This window comes from Pseudomonas alcaligenes, assembly GCF_041729615.1.
Classification (GTDB): Bacteria; Pseudomonadota; Gammaproteobacteria; order Pseudomonadales; family Pseudomonadaceae; genus Aquipseudomonas; species Aquipseudomonas alcaligenes_B.
In genome coordinates this window covers 1,772,693-1,791,935 of the sequence record NZ_CP154874.1, presented here as the reverse complement: position 1 = coordinate 1,791,935, position 19,243 = coordinate 1,772,693, and the positions used below count along the sequence as shown (strand labels likewise).

Annotated in this window: 20 protein-coding genes; 5 read left to right on the top strand and 15 right to left on the bottom strand. The window is 67.7% G+C overall.

Translation table 11 applies throughout. The features are described from left to right. Positions 1–59: 59 nt before the first annotated feature. The gene (locus tag AAG092_RS08725) at positions 60–2,237 is read right to left on the bottom strand and encodes a malate synthase G (RefSeq protein ID WP_373389378.1); all 2,178 of its coding nucleotides are present in this window, start codon (positions 2,235–2,237) and stop codon (positions 60–62) included. 204 nt (positions 2,238–2,441) lie between these two features. Here AAG092_RS08725 and AAG092_RS08720 point away from each other — a divergent pair, with 204 nt between their 5' ends. Further along, entirely contained in the window at positions 2,442–2,891 is a 450-nt protein-coding gene (locus AAG092_RS08720; RefSeq protein WP_373389377.1) for an N-acetyltransferase family protein, read from the top strand. 14 nt (positions 2,892–2,905) lie between these two features. Then, positions 2,906–3,424: a glycine cleavage system protein R gene (locus tag AAG092_RS08715; protein ID WP_110683386.1), complete on the top strand. Its 519-nt coding sequence runs from the start codon at positions 2,906–2,908 to the stop codon at positions 3,422–3,424. A gap of 701 nt (positions 3,425–4,125) precedes the next feature. On the opposite strand, the gene rarD is transcribed toward AAG092_RS08715, so the two are convergent. From rarD to AAG092_RS08700, 3 genes are all read right to left on the bottom strand, one after another. Beyond that, entirely contained in the window at positions 4,126–5,022 is an 897-nt protein-coding gene (gene rarD / locus AAG092_RS08710) for an EamA family transporter RarD (RefSeq protein ID WP_373389376.1), read from the bottom strand. A gap of 316 nt (positions 5,023–5,338) precedes the next feature. After that, complete coding sequence (gene grxC / locus AAG092_RS08705; protein WP_110683388.1) at positions 5,339–5,593, bottom strand: glutaredoxin 3; 255 nt, start codon at positions 5,591–5,593, stop codon at positions 5,339–5,341. A 13-nt stretch (positions 5,594–5,606) separates the two neighbouring features. Beyond that, positions 5,607–6,125 carry a carboxymuconolactone decarboxylase family protein gene (locus AAG092_RS08700; RefSeq protein WP_373389375.1) on the bottom strand — a complete coding sequence of 173 codons (519 nt, stop codon included), beginning with the start codon at positions 6,123–6,125 and terminating at the stop codon, positions 5,607–5,609. Between the two features lie 129 nt (positions 6,126–6,254). Between AAG092_RS08700 and AAG092_RS08695 the strand changes: the two genes are divergently transcribed. Next, the gene (locus AAG092_RS08695) at positions 6,255–7,079 is read left to right on the top strand and encodes a cupin domain-containing protein (protein WP_373389374.1); all 825 of its coding nucleotides are present in this window, start codon (positions 6,255–6,257) and stop codon (positions 7,077–7,079) included. Between the two features lie 60 nt (positions 7,080–7,139). Here AAG092_RS08695 and AAG092_RS08690 read toward each other — a convergent pair whose 3' ends face one another. Continuing rightward, on the bottom strand, positions 7,140–8,018 hold the full coding sequence (locus tag AAG092_RS08690; RefSeq protein ID WP_373389373.1) for a LysR family transcriptional regulator: 879 nt from the start codon (positions 8,016–8,018) through the stop codon (positions 7,140–7,142). Positions 8,019–8,125: 107 nt separating this feature from the next. Between AAG092_RS08690 and AAG092_RS08685 the strand changes: the two genes are divergently transcribed. Beyond that, the gene (locus AAG092_RS08685) at positions 8,126–9,127 is read left to right on the top strand and encodes a zinc-dependent alcohol dehydrogenase family protein (RefSeq protein ID WP_373389372.1); all 1,002 of its coding nucleotides are present in this window, start codon (positions 8,126–8,128) and stop codon (positions 9,125–9,127) included. 114 nt (positions 9,128–9,241) lie between these two features. Here AAG092_RS08685 and AAG092_RS08680 read toward each other — a convergent pair whose 3' ends face one another. The 10 genes from AAG092_RS08680 to AAG092_RS08635 all read right to left on the bottom strand — a co-directional run bounded on the left by AAG092_RS08680 (position 9,242) and on the right by AAG092_RS08635 (position 18,069). Then, positions 9,242–9,718: a DUF1348 family protein gene (locus AAG092_RS08680; protein ID WP_373389371.1), complete on the bottom strand. Its 477-nt coding sequence runs from the start codon at positions 9,716–9,718 to the stop codon at positions 9,242–9,244. A 34-nt stretch (positions 9,719–9,752) separates the two neighbouring features. Continuing rightward, positions 9,753–9,992 (bottom strand): hypothetical protein, encoded by a 240-nt coding sequence (locus AAG092_RS08675; RefSeq protein WP_373389369.1) that lies wholly within the window; start codon positions 9,990–9,992, stop codon positions 9,753–9,755. 15 nt (positions 9,993–10,007) lie between these two features. Next, positions 10,008–12,062, bottom strand: coding sequence for a pyridoxamine 5'-phosphate oxidase family protein (locus tag AAG092_RS08670; protein ID WP_373389368.1), 2,055 nt, complete (start codon positions 12,060–12,062; stop codon positions 10,008–10,010). 51 nt (positions 12,063–12,113) lie between these two features. Next, positions 12,114–12,740 (bottom strand): glutathione S-transferase family protein, encoded by a 627-nt coding sequence (locus tag AAG092_RS08665; protein WP_373389367.1) that lies wholly within the window; start codon positions 12,738–12,740, stop codon positions 12,114–12,116. A gap of 144 nt (positions 12,741–12,884) precedes the next feature. Further along, positions 12,885–13,787 (bottom strand): LysR family transcriptional regulator, encoded by a 903-nt coding sequence (locus AAG092_RS08660; RefSeq protein WP_373389366.1) that lies wholly within the window; start codon positions 13,785–13,787, stop codon positions 12,885–12,887. 3 nt (positions 13,788–13,790) lie between these two features. Beyond that, positions 13,791–14,687: a LysR family transcriptional regulator gene (locus AAG092_RS08655; protein ID WP_373389364.1), complete on the bottom strand. Its 897-nt coding sequence runs from the start codon at positions 14,685–14,687 to the stop codon at positions 13,791–13,793. Positions 14,688–14,787: 100 nt separating this feature from the next. Then, a complete protein-coding gene (locus AAG092_RS08650; protein WP_373389363.1) occupies positions 14,788–15,762 on the bottom strand; it encodes a serine/threonine protein kinase in 975 nt (324 codons plus the stop codon). 97 nt (positions 15,763–15,859) lie between these two features. Further along, positions 15,860–16,573, bottom strand: a complete 714-nt coding sequence (modB, locus tag AAG092_RS08645) for a molybdate ABC transporter permease subunit (RefSeq protein WP_373389362.1) — start codon at positions 16,571–16,573, stop codon at positions 15,860–15,862. Continuing rightward, positions 16,536–17,273: a molybdate ABC transporter substrate-binding protein gene (modA, locus tag AAG092_RS08640; RefSeq protein ID WP_373389361.1), complete on the bottom strand. Its 738-nt coding sequence runs from the start codon at positions 17,271–17,273 to the stop codon at positions 16,536–16,538. Before modA ends, modB begins: the two co-directional genes overlap by 38 nt. Before the next feature lie 61 nt (positions 17,274–17,334). Then, positions 17,335–18,069, bottom strand: a complete 735-nt coding sequence (locus AAG092_RS08635) for a ComF family protein (protein ID WP_373389360.1) — start codon at positions 18,067–18,069, stop codon at positions 17,335–17,337. Positions 18,070–18,127: 58 nt separating this feature from the next. On the opposite strand from AAG092_RS08635, the gene bioB reads away from it, so the two are divergent. Next, positions 18,128–19,180, top strand: coding sequence for a biotin synthase BioB (gene bioB, locus AAG092_RS08630; RefSeq protein WP_373389358.1), 1,053 nt, complete (start codon positions 18,128–18,130; stop codon positions 19,178–19,180). Positions 19,181–19,243 lie beyond the last annotated feature (63 nt).

Here is a 19,243-nt window from a genome sequence, read left to right as displayed (position 1 = left end):
AGAATATTGCCCGGAATAAAAAAGCCGCCCCGAGGGGCGGCTTTTGCGTTGCGGCGGAATCAGAGGCCGTTGGCGGCCTTGAACTCGCGGCGGCGACGGTGCAGGACTGGCTCGGTGTAGCCGTTCGGCTGCTTGGTGCCTTCGACCACCAGCTCCAGGGCGGCCTGGAAGGCGATGTTGCTGTCGAAGTTCGGCGCCAGCGGGCGGTACAGCGGGTCGTTGGCGTTCTGCCGGTCGACCACCGGGGCCATGCGCTTGAGGCTCTCGACGATCTGCGCCTCGGTGACCACGCCGTGGCGCAGCCAGTTGGCCAGCAACTGGCTGGAGATGCGCAGGGTGGCGCGGTCTTCCATCAGGCCGACGTCGTTGATGTCCGGCACCTTGGAGCAGCCGACGCCCTGGTCGATCCAGCGCACCACGTAGCCGAGGATGCCCTGCGAGTTGTTGTCCAGTTCGTTCTGGATTTCCTCGGCGGTCCAGTTGGTGTTCGGCGCCAGCGGGATGGTCAGGATGTCGTCGATGGACGCCGGGGTGCGCTTGGCCAGCTCGGCCTGACGGGCGAACACGTCGACCTTGTGGTAATGCAGGGCGTGCAGGGTGGCGGCGGTCGGCGACGGCACCCAGGCGGTGTTGGCGCCGGCCATCGGGTGGACGATCTTTTGCTCGAGCATGCCGGCCATCAGGTCGGGCATGGCCCACATGCCCTTGCCGATCTGCGCGCGGCCCTGCAGGCCGGTGGCCAGGCCGATGTCGACGTTGTTGTTCTCGTAGGCACCGATCCACTTCTCGCTCTTCATGGCGGCCTTGCGCACCATGGCGCCGGCTTCCATGGAGGTGTGGATTTCGTCACCGGTACGGTCGAGGAAGCCGGTGTTGATAAATACCACGCGCTCGCTGGCGGCCTTGATGCAGGCCTTGAGGTTGACGGTGGTGCGGCGCTCTTCGTCCATGATGCCGACTTTCAGGGTGTTGCGCGGCAGGCCGAGGACGTCCTCGACGCGGGAGAAGATTTCGGCGGCGAAGGCCACTTCTTCCGGGCCGTGCATTTTCGGCTTGACGATGTACACCGAGCCGGTGCGGCTGTTCTTGCGGCTGGTGTTGCCATTCAGGTTGTGGATGGCGATCAGGCTGGTGAACAGGCCGTCCTGGATGCCTTCCGGAATCTCGTTGCCGGCGGCGTCGAGGATCGCCGGGTTGGTCATCAGGTGGCCGACGTTGCGCACGAACAGCAGGCTGCGGCCGTGCAGGGTCAGCTCGGAGCCGTCGGCCTTGGTGTAGACGCGGTCCGGGTTCATGGTGCGGGTGAAGGTGGTGCCGCCCTTGGAAACTTCCTCGGCCAGGTCGCCTTTCATCAGGCCCAGCCAGTTGCGGTAGACCACGACCTTGTCGTCGGCATCGACGGCGGCCACGGAGTCTTCGCAGTCCATGATGGTGGTCAGCGCGGACTCCATCAGCACGTCCTTCACGCCGGCTGCGTCGGTCTGGCCGATCGGGCTGCTCGGGTCGATCTGGATCTCGAAGTGCAGGCCGTTGTGCTTGAGCAGCACGGCCTTCGGCTGGGCTGCATCGCCCTGGAAGGCGACGAACTGGGCGGCGTTCTGCAGGCCGACTTCGCTGCCGTTCTTCAGGGTTACGGCCAGCTGGCCGTTCTTCACCACGTAGGCGGTGGCGTCGACGTGGGAAGCGCCTTCCAGCGGGGCGGCTTCGTCGAGGAAGGCGCGGGCGAAGGCGATCACCTTGTCACCGCGGACCTTGTTGTAGCCCTTGCCCTTCTCGGCGCCGTTCTCTTCGCTGATCACGTCGGTGCCGTAGAGGGCATCGTACAGCGAGCCCCAGCGGGCGTTGGAAGCGTTCAGGGCGAAGCGCGCGTTCATCACCGGCACCACCAGCTGCGGGCCGGCCAGGCGGGCGATTTCCTCGTCGACGTTCTGCGTGGTGGCCTGGAAGTCGGCCGGTTCCGGCAGCAGGTAGCCGATTTCCTGGAGGAACGCCTTGTAGGCGACGGCGTCATGCGCCTGGCCCTTGCGGGCCTGGTGCCAGGCGTCGATCTGGGCCTGCAGGGCATCGCGTTTGGCCAGCAGGGCGCGGTTCTTCGGAGCCAGCTCGTTGATCACGGCTTCGGCGCCGGCCCAGAACTTGTCGGCAGCGATGCCGGTGCCGGGGATGGCTTCGTTGTTGATGAAGTCGTAAAGGGCCTTGGCGACCTGCAGACCACCTACTTGAACGCGCTCAGTCATTGCTTGCCTCACTTGATGCAGAACAGGGCCGGAAGGCCATGTAGTAAGAGTCGGCGGATACTACATGACTCGTCGTGAAAAATCAGTCACAAACTGTGCGCGCCTGTCGGGCGGCGCGGGCTGCTGCCGGGCTGGCCGGGGCCTTGCCGCATGGGGCTCCCCGCCCGGGGCTATACTGCGGGCTTTGCCGATCCCGGAGGCAGTATGCCGATCAGTCGTGCCCAACCCGCCGATCTCCCCGAACTGGCCGAGCTGTTCGCCGGCTACCTGGACTTCTACCGGGTGCCGCGCCCGCTGCCCGAGGTCAGTGCTTTCCTCGCCGCCCGCCTTGAGCGCGGCGACTCGGTGCTGTTCATCGCCCGCGACGAGGCCGGCCAGGCGCTGGGCTTCGTCCAGCTGTACCCCTTTTTCGCCTCGTTGCACATGGCGCAGGCTTTCCTCCTCAGCGATCTGTACGTCAGCCCGGCGGGACGCCGCCAGGGCCTGGCCGAACAGCTGATGAACGCCGCCCGCGCCCATGCCGAGGCCAGTGGCGCCTGCGGCCTGCAGCTGGAGACGGCGAAGGACAATCTGGCCGGCCAGGCGCTCTACGAAAAGCTTGGCTATGTGCGCGATGAGGTGTTTTATACCTACTGGCTCGGCCTCAAGCCCTGAACAAGGAGTTGCACGTGGATCATCTGGTACTCACCGTCATCGCCCCCGACCAGCCCGGCCTGGTCGAACGTATCGCCCAGTGCATCGCCGCGCACGGCGGCAACTGGCTGGAGAGCCGCATGTCGCGCATGGCCGGGCAGTTCGCCGGTATCCTCAAGGTGGCGGTACCCGCCGAGGGTTACGACGAGCTGGTCGAAGGCCTGCAGGCCCTGAACAGCCAAGGCATCCGCGTGCTGGTGGCGGAGAGCGGCATCGAGCCGGTCTGCACCTGGAAGCCCATCCATCTCGACCTGGTGGGTAACGACCGCCCGGGCATCGTCCGCGACATCACCCGCCTGCTCGCCGAGCACGGCGTCAACCTGGAGAGCCTGACCACCGAGGTGGCGCCGGCGCCGATGAGCAGCGAGCCGCTGTTCCATGCCGAGGCGCTGCTGGCGGTACCGCTGGACCTGTCGCTGGACCAGCTGCAGGACAAGCTGGAAACCCTGGCCGACGACCTGATGGTGGAGCTGAACCTGCGCAGCGAGGAGTGATCCCCAGAATGCGTGGGTGAAGCTGTGGATAGTCTGGGGAGCCCCGGCGCACTGCCTAGTGCCCCGGGGCTTTTTCATGCCTGGTCAAAAAAGCTGCAGATTCAAGGGCTTGTGCACAAATGGCGGGGATGGCTCTGTGGGCGGCATGGGGATAAGTCCGCCCATCCCGCGGGCGGCGCGGTCTGCGGCCTGTTGCGCGTTTTTCAGCCAGCGCCCGGTGTCGGGTGGATATCCCCGAAAGCTGTGGATGAAGCTGTGCGCAGGCTGGGGGATGGCCGCTGCGCGCCAGGCCTGCCGCGGGCTCCCGCGTTTCGCTCAGAAAACCAGCAATATCAAGCGCTTGTGCACAAAGACTGGGGATGAGGCTGTGGATAGCCGGCGGACTTATCGCTGTGCGCCAGGCCGGGCGCGGCCTGCAGCCGCCTGGGTGTTTCCTGATCAGCCGTCCGGCCGGCGCGTCGCGGTGGATAAGGCCGGGTCGCAGGCTGGGAAGCCTATCCCCGGGAAACGGGGAAAGAGCTGTGGACAGTCTGCGGACTCCTTGCTGCAGCCCGCGCCTGGCGTGGGTTGCAGCGGTTCGCTCAGCAAATGCACAGCTGCGCCGGGCTTGTGCACAGAGCCTGGGGATGGCCCTGTGGAAAAGCTCGGGAGCAACCACGCCAGCCCCCGGCCGGCGTGACTTCGCCCGAGCTGGTCGTTTTCTAGGCGACCTGGCCCCGGCGGCGCAGGCCCAGCCAGATGTCCAGGCTGTAGATGAACAGCGCCGCCCAGATGCACACGAAGGACAGCAGCTTGCTCGATTCCAGCGTCTCGCCGAACAGCAGCACCGCCTGCAGCAGCACCAGGGTGGGCGCGAGGTACTGCAGGAAGCCCAGGGTGGTGTAGGGCAGGTGGCGCGCCGCGGCGTTGAAGCACAGCAGCGGCACCAGGGTGATGGGGCCGGCGGCGATCAGCCAGAGCGCCTCGCTGCTGCTCCAGAAGCCGGCCTGGGTACTGGCCGCGGCCGGGTGCAGCCACAGCCAGCCGAGCGCCAGCGGCAGCAGCAGCCAGGTTTCCACCACCAGGCCTGGCAGGGCGGCCACCGGCGCCTGCTTGCGGATCAGGCCGTAGAAGCCGAAGGTCAGCGCCAGCACCAGCGACACCCAGGGCAGGCTGCCGACCTGCCACAGCTGCTGCAGCACGCCGAGGGTGGCCAGCCCCACCGCCACCCATTGCAGGCGGCGCAGGCGCTCGCCGAGCAGCAGCATGCCGAGCAGCACGTTGATCAGCGGGTTGATGTAGTAGCCCAGGCTGGCCTCCAGCATGCGCCCGTTGTTCACCGCCCAGACATACACCAGCCAGTTGCTGGCGATCAGCAGGCCGCTGGCGGTGAGCACCGCCAGGCGCTTGGGGTTGTCACGCAGTTCGCGCCACCAGCCGGGGTGTTTCCACAGCGCCAGCAGCAGGGCGCCGAACAGCGCCGACCAGATCGCCCGGTGGGCGATGATCTCCAGCGCCGGTACGGCCTCGATAGCCTTGAAGTACAGCGGGAACAGGCCCCAGATCAGGTAGGCGGCGATGCCGAGGGCATAGCCGCGGCTGGGGTGGGCGGAAGGCATGGCAGTCCTTGATGGATAGGCGGCTAACTAAAGACTGCTGATTCTAGTGCGGCCGGGTAGGGGTTGTCTGGATGATCAGCTTTGCTGGCGGGGTGGTGGTGCAAACTCGATGTCATGAAAGGTTTACAGACGTGCGGCTCGCCGTGCTTCCCGGTTCGATTTGGACCTGGGGCAGTTTCATCTGTCGATCAATGTGAACGCCAAGGAGGTGGCAGCGCGCTTCGCCCAGGATTGCCCATGAGCGGCCGGCAACACGGGTGCCGTGTGGAAGAAAAAGTGCTCCGGATGGAATTTCATTCCGGAGCACTCTGGCACATCAGGCGTGCAGCAGCGCATCGAGCCCGCCCTTGTGGTCGAGGCTTGCCAGATCATCGAAACCACCGACATGCACCTCACCCACGAAGATCTGCGGGACGGTTCTGCGCTGGGATCGCTGCAGCATTTCCGCCAGAGACTGCGGCGACTCCTCGACATTGATTTCGAGGGGGGTGACCCCCTTGCTCGCCAGCAGTCGCTTGGCACTTACGCAGTAAGGGCAGTGCCGGGTGGTGTAGATAGTCACTTGGCTCATGGCGGTTACCCTCCTAGCGTGCCGACGGCGGGAAATCGATATCGGTCGTGGCGATGTTGTTCAGGTAGTTGGTCAGGGTCAGCAGCGTGACCTGGGCCACTACCTCGACGATCTGGCCATCGCTGAGGCCGGCCTCGCGCGCAGCGGCGATCTGCTCGTCACTCAATTGCCCGCGGCTTTCGGTGATCTGCTGCGCCAGCGTTGCGACCGCGCTGAGGGTACCGCTGCGGGCTTGGCGAATGGCCTCGTCGTTCAAGCCTGCCTTGGCGCCAAAGAAGGTGTGTGCGGCCAGGCAGTAGTCACAACCGTTGACTTGCGAGGTGGCGAGGGCGACGACTTCGCGCTCGGCGGCGCTCAGCGAGCTTTTACCCAGGGCCTGGGCGAGGCCCAGGTAACCGCTGAGTGCGGCCGGGGAGTGGGCCAGGGTCTTGAATGCGTTGGGAATGAAGCCGAGACCTTTCTGAATGCCTTCGAGGGCAGCGCGCGAGCCAGCGGGGGCCTGGTCCAGCGAGAGAGCGGCGATACGAGTCATGGTGGTTCTCCAGTAGGTTGATTAACCGGCTTGTCGATCAAGCTTGGAGTCCATACTAGGAAGGCTGTCTTTCCTTTCGGATTCAGATCGTCGAACTTATGCAACAGATCGTCTAAATCTGGGCGCGCCATGGACCGACTGTCGACACTGCTCAAACACTTCAACCTGCACGCTTCCACCTTTCACCAGGGCGGGTTCTGTGGAACGACCAGCCTTTATGGGCAACACAGCGTCGGCCACGCCCATCTGCTGCGTTCGGGGCGCCTGGCCTTCAGGGACAAGCGCGGCCAGCTCAGCGAGCTGACCGAGCCGAGCCTGATTCTGGCGGTGCGCCCGCAGGAGCATCAGCTGTTGGCGAGCGAGGCTGATGCCGCGGAGTTGGTGTGTGCCACCTTGCAGTTCGATGGCGGGGCCAACAACCCGCTGACCCTGGCGTTGCCGGACTTCATCATCAAGCCGCTGCGCGAACTGCAGGGCCTCGATGGCACCCTCGACTGGCTGTTCGATGAAGCCTTCGGCGCCGAGTGTGGGCGCGATGTCATCCTCAATCGCCTGTTCGAGCTGATGGTGATCCAGCTGCTGCGCCACCTCCTCGCCAGCCGCAGCATCGACTCCGGGATGATGGCCGGGTTGGCCAATCCTCAGTTGTCCCGCGCGCTCGTGGTCATCCATAACGAGCCTCAGCGCAACTGGTCGGTGGCGGAACTGGCGAATCGCTCGGGCATGTCGCGGGCGAGCTTTGCTGCGCACTTCCGCGAGACCGTGGGGGTCACCCCGGCGGATTACCTGGCGAACTGGCGCATCAGCCTGACGCAGAAGCGCCTGCGCGAAGGCCGCCCCATTGCCCTGATCGCCGATGAGGTCGGCTACGAAAGCCCGTCTGCACTGGCCCGCACCTTTCGCCGCAAGGTGGGCGCAAGCCCGCGGGAATGGCTGCAGCAGAACACGGCATGATGCCCAGCAGGCTTGCCCGTTAGGGCAATGCGCGCAGGCCTGCGCCCCGCTCGTGGGCAGCTACAAATGCTCGCGGAGAAAATCGATGAAGGCCAGTGTCCGTGCCGAGCGTCGTCGCTCACGGCTGAACACGGCGCTGACCGGCAGCGCGGTGGTCTGGTAATCGTCGAGCACGCTGCACACACGGCCCTGTTGGACGTCCGCGGCGAACAGCCATTGTGGCGAGAGGGAAATGCCCAGGCCGCCGAGGACCATTTCCCGGATGGCCTCGCTGCTGTTGCTGGTGACGTTGCCGGTGATGGCGACAGCGAGCGCCTGCGCTCCGCGGGCGAAGTGCCAGCGGTCGTAGTGCTCCAGCAGGGTGAAGGCGATGCAGTTGTGGTCTGCCAGTTCGGCGGGCTCGCGGGGCAGGCCGTGGCGTTCCAGATAGGCCGGCGCGGCATAGACCCGCCGGGGGCTGTTGCCGAGGGGCACGGCTACCAGGCCTTCGCTCTTGACCACCCCGATGCGGATCGCCAGGTCGATGTTTTCCTTGAGCAGGTCTTCGTTCTGATCGCTCAGGCGCAGGTCGATCCGCACCTGCGGATAGCGCTGCAGAAAACTCGCGATCAGCGGCGCAATGCTCAACCTCCCGTAGCTGACGGGTGCGGTGATGCGCAGCGGGCCGGCGATCTGCTCTTGGCCGCTGGCGAAGCTGCGGGTGGCAGTGTCGAGCTGGCCGAGGATGTCCTGGCAGTGCCTGTAGAAGCCCTGCCCCTGGTCGGTGAGGGCCAGGTGCCGGGTGCTGCGGGCGAATACCGGGCCGCCCAGGTAGTGCTCCAGGGCACGGATCTGCTTGCTCACCGCGGGTTGCCCCATGTTCAGTTCGCGCGCGACCGCCGAGAACGAACCACGTTCCACCACGCGGACGAAGATGCGCATGCTGTCGAACAGATCCATCGCTATTGGGCCTCTTCGAGGAATAAGTGATATGAAAATTTAGTTTCTTATCGGAATGGGGAAGGCGGAGCAACCTGTAAGCGTCCACTCAATCAGAGGTTTCCGCCATGAATCAGACCATGCTTGCTGCCATCGCTGAATCCGCCCGGGCCCCGCTGGCCGTGCGCCACATCACTCGCCCTGTTCCCGGCAAAGGCCAGGTGCTGGTCAGGGTTCACGCCGCGGGAGTCAACCCGCTCGATACCAAGATCGCCGCCGGCGCCGGAGCGCATGCTCGCCAGGCGTTGCCAGCGGTGCTCGGCCTGGATCTGGCCGGCACGGTCGTCGGGCTGGGCGAGGCGGTCGAGGGTTTCACCACTGGCCAGGAGGTCTTCGGCATGGCCGGCGGTATCGGCGGCGCCCAGGGCACCATGGCCGAGTACATCGCCGTGGATGCCCGGCTGATCGCGGCAAAGCCGCACGCACTGGGCATGCATGAGGCGGCCGCCCTGCCGCTGGTGTTCATCACGGCCTGGGAAGGCCTGGTGGATCGCGCCAACGTCCGTGCCGGCCAGCGCGTGCTGGTCCATGGCGGTGCGGGTGGGGTCGGCCAGGTCGCCGTGCAACTGGCCAAGGCGCGCGGCGCCGAAGTCTACGCCACCGGTTCGGCGGCGAGTCTCGACTTCATTCGTTCGCTGGGGGCCACGGCCATCGACTACCAGACGCAGAGCGTGGAGTCCTACGTCGAGCACTACACGGCCGGCGAAGGTTTCGACATCGTCTACGACACCGTGGGCGGCAGCACGCTGGATGCGTCGTTCCAGGCCGTGAAGCCTTATACCGGGCACGTCCTGAGTTGCCTCGGCTGGGGCCAGCACAGCCTTGCGCCGCTGTCGTTCAAGAGCGCCACCTACTCGGGCGTATTCACCCTCACTCCGCTGCTTACCGGCCAGGGGCGCGAGCACCACGGGGCCATCCTGCGCGAGGCCGCTGTGCTGGCCGATGCCGGGCAGCTGACCATTCGAGTCGATCCGCAGCAGTTTGCCCTGGATGAGGTCAACGAGGCATTTCGCCAGGTTGCCGAGGGCCGCGGCCAGGGCAAGACGGTCATTCGCTTGGTCAATGAATAGTCGGCGCTTCTGTTCCAGCCAGGGCTTTCGGCCGGATGCCTGTGCTTCCGGCCGAAATAAACCCACCATGGATATCTCTTGACCGGATGGGACAGCCGGTTGCTGGGCCTGTGATTACAGGCCCAGCTCCGACAGGCCCGGATGCTCATCCGGACGGCGGCCCAGCGGCCAGCGGAACTTGCGCTCGGCCTCGGCGATGGGCAGGTCGTTGATGCAGGCGAAGCGGTGGGTCATCAGGCCGTTGTCGGCGAATTCCCAGTTCTCGTTGCCGTAGGAGCGGAACCAGTTGCCGGAGTCGTCGTGCCATTCGTAGGCGTAGCGCACGGCGATGCGGTTCTCGGTGAAGGCCCACAGCTCCTTGATCAGGCGGTACTCGTGTTCCTTCTGCCACTTGCGGGTGAGGAACGCCTCGGCCTCGGCGCGGCTGGTGGCGAACTCCACGCGGTTGCGCCAGCGGGTGTCGGGGGTATAGGCGAGGGCCACCTTGGCGGCGTCGCGACTGTTCCAGCCGTCCTCGGCCATGCGCACCTTGAGGATGGCAGTCTCGCGGGTGAAGGGCGGCACCGGTTGGCGGATTTCGGACATGGACATGGGCTTGCTCCTGTTGGCGACGGTGATGGGGACCTCAGTGGCGCACGGCGCCGGCTTGCGGCTGGCGGATGCCGGTGCGCAGCGCGCGCCACAGGCTGGCCAGGCGGCCGGCCGAGGCGGCGGAGCAGGGGTGTTCCAGCGCGGCGGCCATCTGCGGTAGCAGCAGGTTCGCCTCCCACTCCATGGCGTCACGGTTCGGCGACGAAGATGTGGGGGCGTCGTGCCACTGCACGGGCGTTTGCATTTGCCAGCTACGCCAATCGCTTCTGTTCATCTCGCGGCCTCCTCGTCAGATATCCAGCACCAGGGGTTGTGGGCTGTCTGCGCTTTGCGCCGGCACGGCGCAGCAGATCAGCACCCTGTCGCCATCCGGCAGCTGCGCCGGCGGGTTGGGGTAGTGCACGGCGCCGCTGACCAGCCGGGCGGCGCAGGTGCCGCAGGAGCCGCCGCGGCAGCTGAACTCGGGCGTCAGGCCGCGGCTTTCGGCCAGTTCCAGCAGGCTGCCGCTGTCGGGTTTCCAGCGTGCCTCGGTGGCCGAGGCGGAGAAGTACACCGGCACCGGCTGCGTGGCTGCCGGTGGCTGCTCCAGGCCTGGCTGTTGCTCGCTCTGTGAACGGCGCAGGGCGGAGGGGCCGAAGGCCTCGGCGTGGATGCGCTGGTCGGCGATGTTGAGGTCGCGCAGGCCGTCGTACATGTCCTGCAGAAAGCCGCTGGGGCCGCACAGGTAGAAGTCGTAGTCGTCCAGCGACAGGCGTGCCTTGACCTGGGCGAAGCCCAGGCGGCCGGCCAGCTGGTAGTCGCGGCCGAGCTGCGCCTCCACGCCCGGGCTGCTCAGGGCCCGGTGGATATGCAGGAGTCCGTCCGCCTGCTGTTGCAGCGCGTTCAGCTCGTCGCGGAAGGGCAGGTCGGCCAGGCTGCGGGCGCTGTGGAACAGATGGATGTGCCGCGCGCGTTGGTGCTGGCGGTTCTGCGCCACCAGCTCGCGGGCCATGGCAATCAGCGGGGTGATGCCGACGCCGGCACCAATCAACACCGCGGGTCTGGCCAGCTCATCGACCAGGGTGAAGCTGCCCAGCGGGGCGCGCACCTCCAGCAGGTCGCCGACCTGAACCTTCTCGTGCAGGTGGCGCGAGGCCTGGCCCTGCAGTTTCACGCTGATGCGGATATGCCCGTCGGATGGCGCGCTGGAGAGGCTGTAGGTCCTGACCAGGGCCTCATCGCCGGCCTGCAGGCGAATCGGCAGGTGCTGGCCGGCGGTGAAGGGCACGCGGGAATGGTCCAGTGGGGCGAGGAACAGCGAGCGGATGTCGCGGCTCTCCTGCTGCACGTGAGTGACCCGCCATTGCTGCCATTGCCGGCGCTGTTCGGATTGGCGCACGCGCTCGTCGGCCTCGGCCCAGGTGCCGGTGGCCAGGCTGGTGGGGGCGTAGTCATGGAACCGCCAGCGCACGCCCACGGCCGCCGGGCGTAGCACCACCTGCTCGACCTCGACCGTCCACAGCCGCTCGGCACCTTCGAAGGCCCTGAGCAGGGGGCTGTCGAGCAGCAGCTCGGTGCGCCCGCTGACCTGCAGCATGTCGCCGCTGGCGAAGTCGACGAACAGCAGGCCGGCGATCGGATTGACCTGCAGGTTGCCCAGGGTGTTGAAGAACAGGTTGCCGGCGTAGTCGGGAATGGTCAGACGGTTGCCTTCGACCCTGACGAAGCCGGCGCGGCCGCCACGGTGGGAGACGTCCACGGAGCGATGCCCCGCGTCATGCTCGACGTAGCTGGCGACGAAGAAGGTGTCGGCGGCGCGGATCAGCGCGCTGCTGTAGTCGTCCAGGCCGGTGAAGTCCCGGCGTGGCGGTTTGCCGTTTGCCGGCGCGGTGACGCGGCGGTAGGAGCGCTCCTGGATGTACTTGGGGCAGTTGCCGTAGGAGTGTTCGACCTCCACGGCGAAGCCTGCGGCCGAGGCCTGCTGGATCACGCCGTTGATGCGGTTGCGCCGGCGCGTATGCAGCTCGATGCCGAGCAGGCCGATGGAGTTGCCCGCCTGCAGGCCGGCGGCGGCCGGGTCCTGCAGATCGGGTTGAGTGGCGATGAACAGGTGCTGCGGATCGGCGGAGGTGACAAAGCCTTCCGGTCCTTCGAGCAGAGTCGCCCAGGGGCGGCCATCGGCATCCACCGCGCCGACCACCATGAACGGCAGCTGCTGATAGAACTCCCGGTGCTGGTCGGGCATGTAGTCGCGGATGACCTTCTGCCCGATCACTTCCATCCGCTCGGTGGCGTGAACGCTTTCCTGAAGCAGTTTTTCCCCGGCATGCCAGGGTGACTTGCGGTGCTTGGGCAGATGGTCCATGACGCTGCTCCTCGAGCGAGCTGCCGGGAGGCCCGGCAGCGGGGGCGGTACTCAGGCGGCGTGCAGGCCGGCGGCGGTGCGCTGCATGGGCACGAAGCCGGGCAGGGCCTCGATGCGTTGCAGCCAGGCCCGCACATTCGGGTAGGCCTCCAGCGCCACGTTGCCTTCCGGGGCATGGGCGATGTAGCTGTAGTTGGCGACATCGGCGATGCTCGGCGCGCTGCCCGCGAGGAACGGGCTGGCCGCCAGTTCGTGCTCCATCACCTTGAGCAGGGTATGGGCCCGGTTGATGACTTCGTCGGCATTGAAGGCGGCGCCGAACACCGTGATCAGGCGTGCGGCGGCCGGGCCGTAGGCGACCTGGCCGGCGGCCACCGACAGCCAGCGCTGCACGCGTGCCTCGGTGAGCGGATCGTTCAGCTGCCAGCTGCCGCTGCCGTACTTCTTCGCCAGGTAAACGAGGATCGCGTTGGAGTCGCTGATGACGGTGCCGTTGTCATCGATCACCGGCACCTGGCCGAAGGGGTTGATGGCCAGGAACTCGGCCTTTTTGTGCTCCCCCTTGGCCAGGTCGACGAACACCAGCTCGGTGGGCAGGTTGAGCAGCGAGAGCAGCAGCTCGACGCGGTGGGCGTGGCCGGACAGCGGGTGGCGATAGAGTTTGATGGCGTTGGACATGGGCATGGCTCCGAAACGGTGGGTGGTCAGCGCGAGGTCTTAGTGTTGCGCTGGTGGAGCCATGCTGCGCCTGTGCGAGTTCGAGCAGAATCACCACGCTGGGCAATCCATAATTCCGTTTTATGAAAGAATGGCGCGTGCGCGTCAGTCGCAGAAGGCGGGATGGGCGCGCAGCCGCGGGGCGGCGAAATCGATGAAGCTGCGTACCCGCGCATCGGCGCGGCGGCCATGCCGGTAGATCAGGTGCGCCGGCACGCCCGGGCCGGCGAAGGGCTGCAGCACGGCTTCGAGCTGGCCGCTCTGCAGCTCGGCATGGGCCTCGTAGCTCATGCAGCGGACCAGGCCCAGGCCCAGGGTGGCGGCATGGATGGCCGCGCGCTGCGTGGTGCAAGTCAGCACTGGCGCGGGCCGCACCTGCTGCGTGCGGCGCACCCCACGGAACTGCCAGGCGGCGTCGTAACCGGGGGGCGAGGCCAGCACGGCGCGGTGGCGGCCCAGTTCTTCCGGCGTCTGTGGCCGGCCCCATTGGGCCAGGTAGGCCGGGGCGGCACAGACGATGGGGTGAACCGTGCCCAGCGCCATGGCGAACTCGGACGAACTGGCCAGATGGCCCACCACCAGGGCGGCATCGATGCCGTCCTCCAGCAGCCTGGGCATGCCGTGACTGGCCCGGGTGGCCAGGTGCATGTCGGGAAAGGCGTCCAGGTAAGCCAGTGCTATGGGGGTGAGTACCTGCTGGTCCATCAAGGGGGGCAGCGCCAGGCTCAGCAGTCCGCTGGGGCAGGCATGCACGCCCGCGGCGGAACGCTCGGCCTCCTCGGTTTGCTCCAGCAGCTGTCGAGCGCTCAGGGCCAGCTGGGCGCCGGCCGGGCTGAGGCTGACGCCCCGGTGGCCGCGGATGAGCAGCCTGGCGTTGAGGCGGGCCTCAAGGGCGCCGATGTTGCGCATGATGGTCGCCACCGACAGTTCCAGCCGGCGCGCCGCTGCGGCCAGGCTGCCGGCCTGCGCCACGGCATCGAACACCTGCAGCTGCCGATAGCGGTCCATGCTTCAGGTCGCCGGCGTGGTCTGCAGCGCCGGGTCTTGCTGGAAGCGCCGGGTACAGTGGTCGACGAAGGTGCGCACCTTGGCCGATATCCGGCGGCTGCCCTGATACAGCACATGCACGGGGAACGCCGCGGTCTCGTAGTCGGCGAGGACGACCTCCAGCTCGCCCCTGGCCACCAGCTCGGCGACCTGGTACGACAGCACCCGCGTCAGCCCCCAGCCCAGGCGCGCGGCATTGATGGCGGCCTGGTTGGAGCTGACCACCAGGCGCGGCTTGGGATGCAGGGTGAGGGCACCCCGGGGGCCCTCGAAGTGCCAGTCGGTGAGCAGGCTGCTGGCCGACGACATGACGATGGGGGCGCTCATCACATCCTCGGGAACCCGTGGCCGGCCGGCCCGTTCGAGAAAGGCGGGAGCGGCGCAGATGACCGGGCGGATTTCCCCGACCCTGACCGCCTGCAGGCCGGTGTCGGGCAGCCTGCCGATGCGGATCGCCACGTCCACCCCTTCTTCGACCATGTTCACCAGGCGATCCACCAGCAGGGCGTTGACCGATACCTCCGGGTGCGCGGCGAGGTATTCGGTGATCAGCGGGATCAGGAACAGCTCGCCGAACATCACCGGCGCCGTCACGGTCAGGTTGCCGCGGGCTCGGCTGGCGCTGCCGGCGGCCAGCTCCTCGGCTTCCTCGAGTTCCAGCAGGATGCGCCTGCAGTCGTCGACATAACGCCGGCCGGCCTCGGTCAGGCGCAGGCTGCGGGTGCTCCTGGCCAGCAGCAGGGTGCCGAGGCGATTCTCCAGGCCGGCGATCACCCGCGTCACGCTCGGCGCCGACAGGCCCAGCAGTTTGGCGCCGCCGGCAAAGCTCTCCGCTTCCGCGACGGCCACCAGCACCTTCATTTCCTGAAACCTGTCCACAGTCACCGCCAGTCAGCACAAGGGATCGATGGTCAACAGCCTAGCGCCTGAAGATAGCCCGGTAGCGCCGGCGCCGACGGCATCAGAACAAGCGCAACGGCTCCTCGTCCAGCGCCGCCAGCTGCTCGCGCAGCATCAGCACCTGGTCGCCCCAGTAGTGCTCGTTGGCGAACCAGGGAAACGCCAGCGGGAAGGCCGGGTCGTCCCAGCGCCGGGCGATCCAGGCGCTGTGGTGCATCAGGCGTAGCGCGCGCAGGCCTTCGATCAGCGGCAGCTCGCGGGCCTCGAAGTCGTGGAACTCGTTGTAGCCGTCGACCAGTTCGGACAGCTGGCCCAGGCGCTCCTGGCGGTCGCCGGCGAGCATCATCCACAGGTCCTGCACGGCCGGGCCCATGCGGCAGTCGTCGAGGTCGACGACATGGAAGGCGTCGTCGCGGTGCAGCAGGTTGCCGGGGTGGCAGTCGCCGTGCAGACGAATCGGCGTGTAGCGCACGCGGGCGAACAGTTCGTCCAGGCGCCCGAGCAGGTCGCGCGCCACCGATTCATAGGCCGGCAGCAGGCTGCGCGGCACGAAGCCGCCTGCCAGCAGGGTATCGAGGGAGGCATGGCCGAAACCCGCCACCGTGAGTGTCTCGCGGTGCTCGAAGGGGCGGCTGGCGCCCACTGCGTGCAGGCGGCCGAGCAGCTGGCCGAGGCGGTACAGCTGGTCCAGGTTGCCCGGCTCCGGGGCGCGGCCGCCGCGGCGGGGGAACAGGGCGAAGCGGAAGCCGGCGTGCTCGAACAGGCTTTCGCCGTCGCGCTGCAGGGGCGCCACCACGGGCACCTCGCACCCGGCCAGCTCATGGCTGAAGGCATGCTCCTCGCGGATGGCCGCATCGCTCCAGCGGTCCGGTCGGTAGAACTTGGCGATCAGCGGCTCGCTGTCCTCGATGCCCACCTGGTAGACGCGGTTCTCGTAGCTGTTCAGCGCCAGCACGCGGGCGTCGCTGAGGTAGCCGAGGCTCTCCACGGCGTCGAGCACCAGGTCGGGGGTGAGGGTGGCGAAGGGGTGGCTCATGGCGGGCTCCAGTCAGGGCGCCCAGTGTAGCGCCAAGAGCGGGCGTGCAGGCCGTCGGCGCGGGCAAGCGGCTGGCGAGGGCCGCCTGAGCCGGCGCTCAGCTGCGCATCGGCGTGGCGCGGCGGGTGTCGCCCAGGCCGTAGACCAGCAGCAGGAGCAGGAACGACAGCCCCAGCAGGCAGGCTGCCAGGCGGTGCGCCTCGCCGTAGCGCAGCGCCTCGACGTGCTGGAACAGGGCGATGGACACCACCTGGGTCTCGCCGGGGATGCTGCCGCCGAGCATCAGCACCACGCCGAACTCGCCCAGGGTGTGGGCGAAGCCGAGGGTGGCGGCGACCAGCAGGCCGCGCCGCAGCAGCGGCAGCACCACCCGCAGCAGGCGTTGCCAGCGGTTGGCGCCGAGGCTGGCGGCGGCCTCCAGCAGGCTCTGCGGGATCTCGCGCAGGGCCACGGTCAGCGGCTGCACCACGAAGGGCAGCGAATAGATCACCGAGCCCAGCACCAGGCCGGCGAAGCTGAAGGCCAGGCCCTGGCCGGTGAGCCAGTGCCAGGCCTGGCCGAGCGGGGTGTCCGGGGCGAACAGCACCAGCAGGTAGAAGCCCAGCACCGTGGGTGGCAGCACCAGCGGCAGCGCCAGCACGGCATCGAGCATGCGCCGCAGCGGCGTCTGCTTGCGCACGCGCCAGGCCGCCAGCGGCAGGCCGATGGCCAGCAGCAGGGCGGTGGAGATCGCCGCCAGCTGCAGGGTGATGGCCAGCGCCTGCCAGTCGCTGTCAGTCAGCAGCACAGCCGGCCTCGCCCGGCAGGCCATAGCCTGCCGTCTTCAGGGTGTCCTGCTGGGCATCGAAGAAGGCCGCGAAGGCCGCTGCGGCGGCCTGGCGCTCGCCCTTGGCCAGCAGTACGCGCTTCTGTACCAGAGGCTCGTAAAGCGCGGCGTCGACCTGGCTGTACTGCGCGACGGGTGTCCCGGCCGCGCTCAGCTGGCTGAGGGCGACGAAGCCGCTCGGGGCATTGCCGCTGTGCACGAACTGGTAGGCCTGGCCGATGTCCTGGGCGTACACCAGGTGCGGCTTGAGCCGCGCCAGCTGGCCGCTGCGCTCCAGCGCCTGCAGGGCGGCGCGGCCGTAGGGCGCGGTGTCCGGCTGGGCGATGGCGACCTTGCCGGCCGGCAGTGCGGCGAGCGTGGGCTTGGCCCTGGGCGTCCACAGCGCCAGGCGCCCGCAGGCATAGGTACGGCTCGCCGTGGCGGCGCCGCTGGCGGCCAGCAGGTCCGGGCGCTCGGCGTCGGCCGAGTAGAACAGGTCGAAGGGTGCACCGCGGCGGATCTGCTCGAAGAAGGCGCCACTGGAGCCACCGGCCAGCTGCACGGCGTTGCCGGTCTGCTGGCGGTAGTCCCTGGCGATCTGCTCCATCACCGGCAGCAGGTTGGCGGCCACGGCGATGCGCAGCGGTTCGCCGGCCTGGGCGGTGGCGCTCAGCGCGAGGGTGAAGAACAACAGCGGCAGACGCATGCGCGGGCTCCGGCGAAGACGTGCGCCGAGTATCGGTCAAAGGCACGCTCCGGCGCCACGCTCAGTCGCCCGGCTTGGGCGTGCGCGCCAGGCAGTAGATGTCCACCCGCACCGCCCCGGCCCGCAGCAGCAGGCGCGCCAGCGCCTCGGCGGTGGCGCCGGTGGTCAGCACGTCGTCGACCAGCGCGACATGCCGGCCCGCCGGCGTGGCCTGCGCATGCAGGGCGAAGGCCCGGCGCAGGTTGCGCTTGCGCGCGGCGGCGTCCAGTTCCTGCTGGTGTGCCCCCTCCTGCGGGCGCAGCAACCAGTGGCGCTGCAGCGGCAGGTCCAGCGCCGCCGCCAGCCAGGTGGCGAGCATCTCGGCCTGGTTGAAGCCGCGGCGGCGCAGGCGCTTGCGCCCGAGCGGCACCGGCAGCAGCAGGTCGGGGCGCGGCAGGCCCTCGGCGAAGGCGTGCTGCAGGTGATGTGACAGCAAGGCGGCCAGCAGACGTCCCATGGGCCACTGTGCCTGGTGCTTGAAGCGGGTGATCAGGCTGTCGAGCGGGAAGGCATAGCGCCACGCGGCTTCGACCCGGCTGAACGCCGGTGGTCGCCTGAGGCAGGCGCCGCAGGTCAGCCCCTGGCCCGGCAGGGGCAGGGCGCAGATCCGGCAGTGTCCGCCGAGCCAGGGCAGCTCGCCCTCGCAGGCACTGCACAGCGGCTGTCCGGTATCCGCCGGTTCATCGCACAGCAGGCAGGATTGTTCGTTTTTTGTCCAGATGTAAACCTGGTCGTCCGCGAATGGTTGACAGCGCATGGTCCTTCCCTTGACGATGCCTCAGCCGTGTTGCATAGCCTAGAACAAGGAATACCCGATGAGCGCCACCACCGCCGCCACCCGTCACGACTGGACCCTCGCCGAGGTCCAGGCGCTGTTCGAGCAGCCGTTCAACGACCTGCTGTTCCAGGCCCAGACCGTGCACCGCGCGCATTTCGACCCGAACCGCGTGCAGGTCTCGACCCTGCTGTCGATCAAGACCGGCGCCTGTCCCGAGGACTGCAAGTACTGTCCGCAGTCCGGCCACTACAACACCGGCCTCGATAAAGAAAAGCTGATGGAAGTGCAGAAGGTGCTGAAGGCCGCCGAGGAGGCCAAGGCCATCGGCTCCACGCGCTTCTGCATGGGCGCGGCGTGGAAACACCCCTCGGCCAAGGACATGCCCTACGTGCTGGAGATGGTCAAGGGCGTGAAGAAGCTCGGTCTGGAGACCTGCATGACCCTGGGCAAGCTGACCCAGGAGCAGACCCAGGCGCTGGCCGAGGCCGGCCTCGACTACTACAACCACAATCTGGACACCTCGCCGGAGTTCTACGGCAACATCATCACCACCCGTACCTATTCGGAGCGCCTGCAGACCCTGGCCTACGTGCGCGAGGCGGGTATGAAGATCTGCTCCGGCGGCATCCTCGGCATGGGCGAGTCGGTGGACGACCGCGCCGGCCTGCTGATCCAGCTGGCCAATTTGCCGGAGCATCCGGAGAGTGTGCCGATCAACATGCTGGTCAAGGTCAAGGGCACCCCGCTGGCCGAGGAGAAGGACGTCGACCCCTTTGACTTCATCCGCACCCTGGCCGTGGCGCGCATCATGATGCCCAAGTCGCACGTGCGCCTGTCCGCCGGCCGCGAGCAGATGAACGAGCAGATGCAGGCCCTGGCCTTCATGGCCGGCGCCAACTCGATCTTCTACGGCGAGAAGCTGCTGACCACCGCCAACCCCCAGGCGGACAAGGACATGGCCCTGTTCAAGCGCCTCGGCATCCAGCCGGAGGAGCGCGAGGAGCACGCCGACGAGGTGCACCAGGCCGCCATCGAACAGGCGCTGGTCGAGCAGCGCGACTCCAAGCTGTTCTACGACGCCGCGGTCTGACGCAAACACCCCTCTCCTGTTGATGGGAGAGGGTGGGAAGAGGGCGGTCTCAACCCTCTTCCC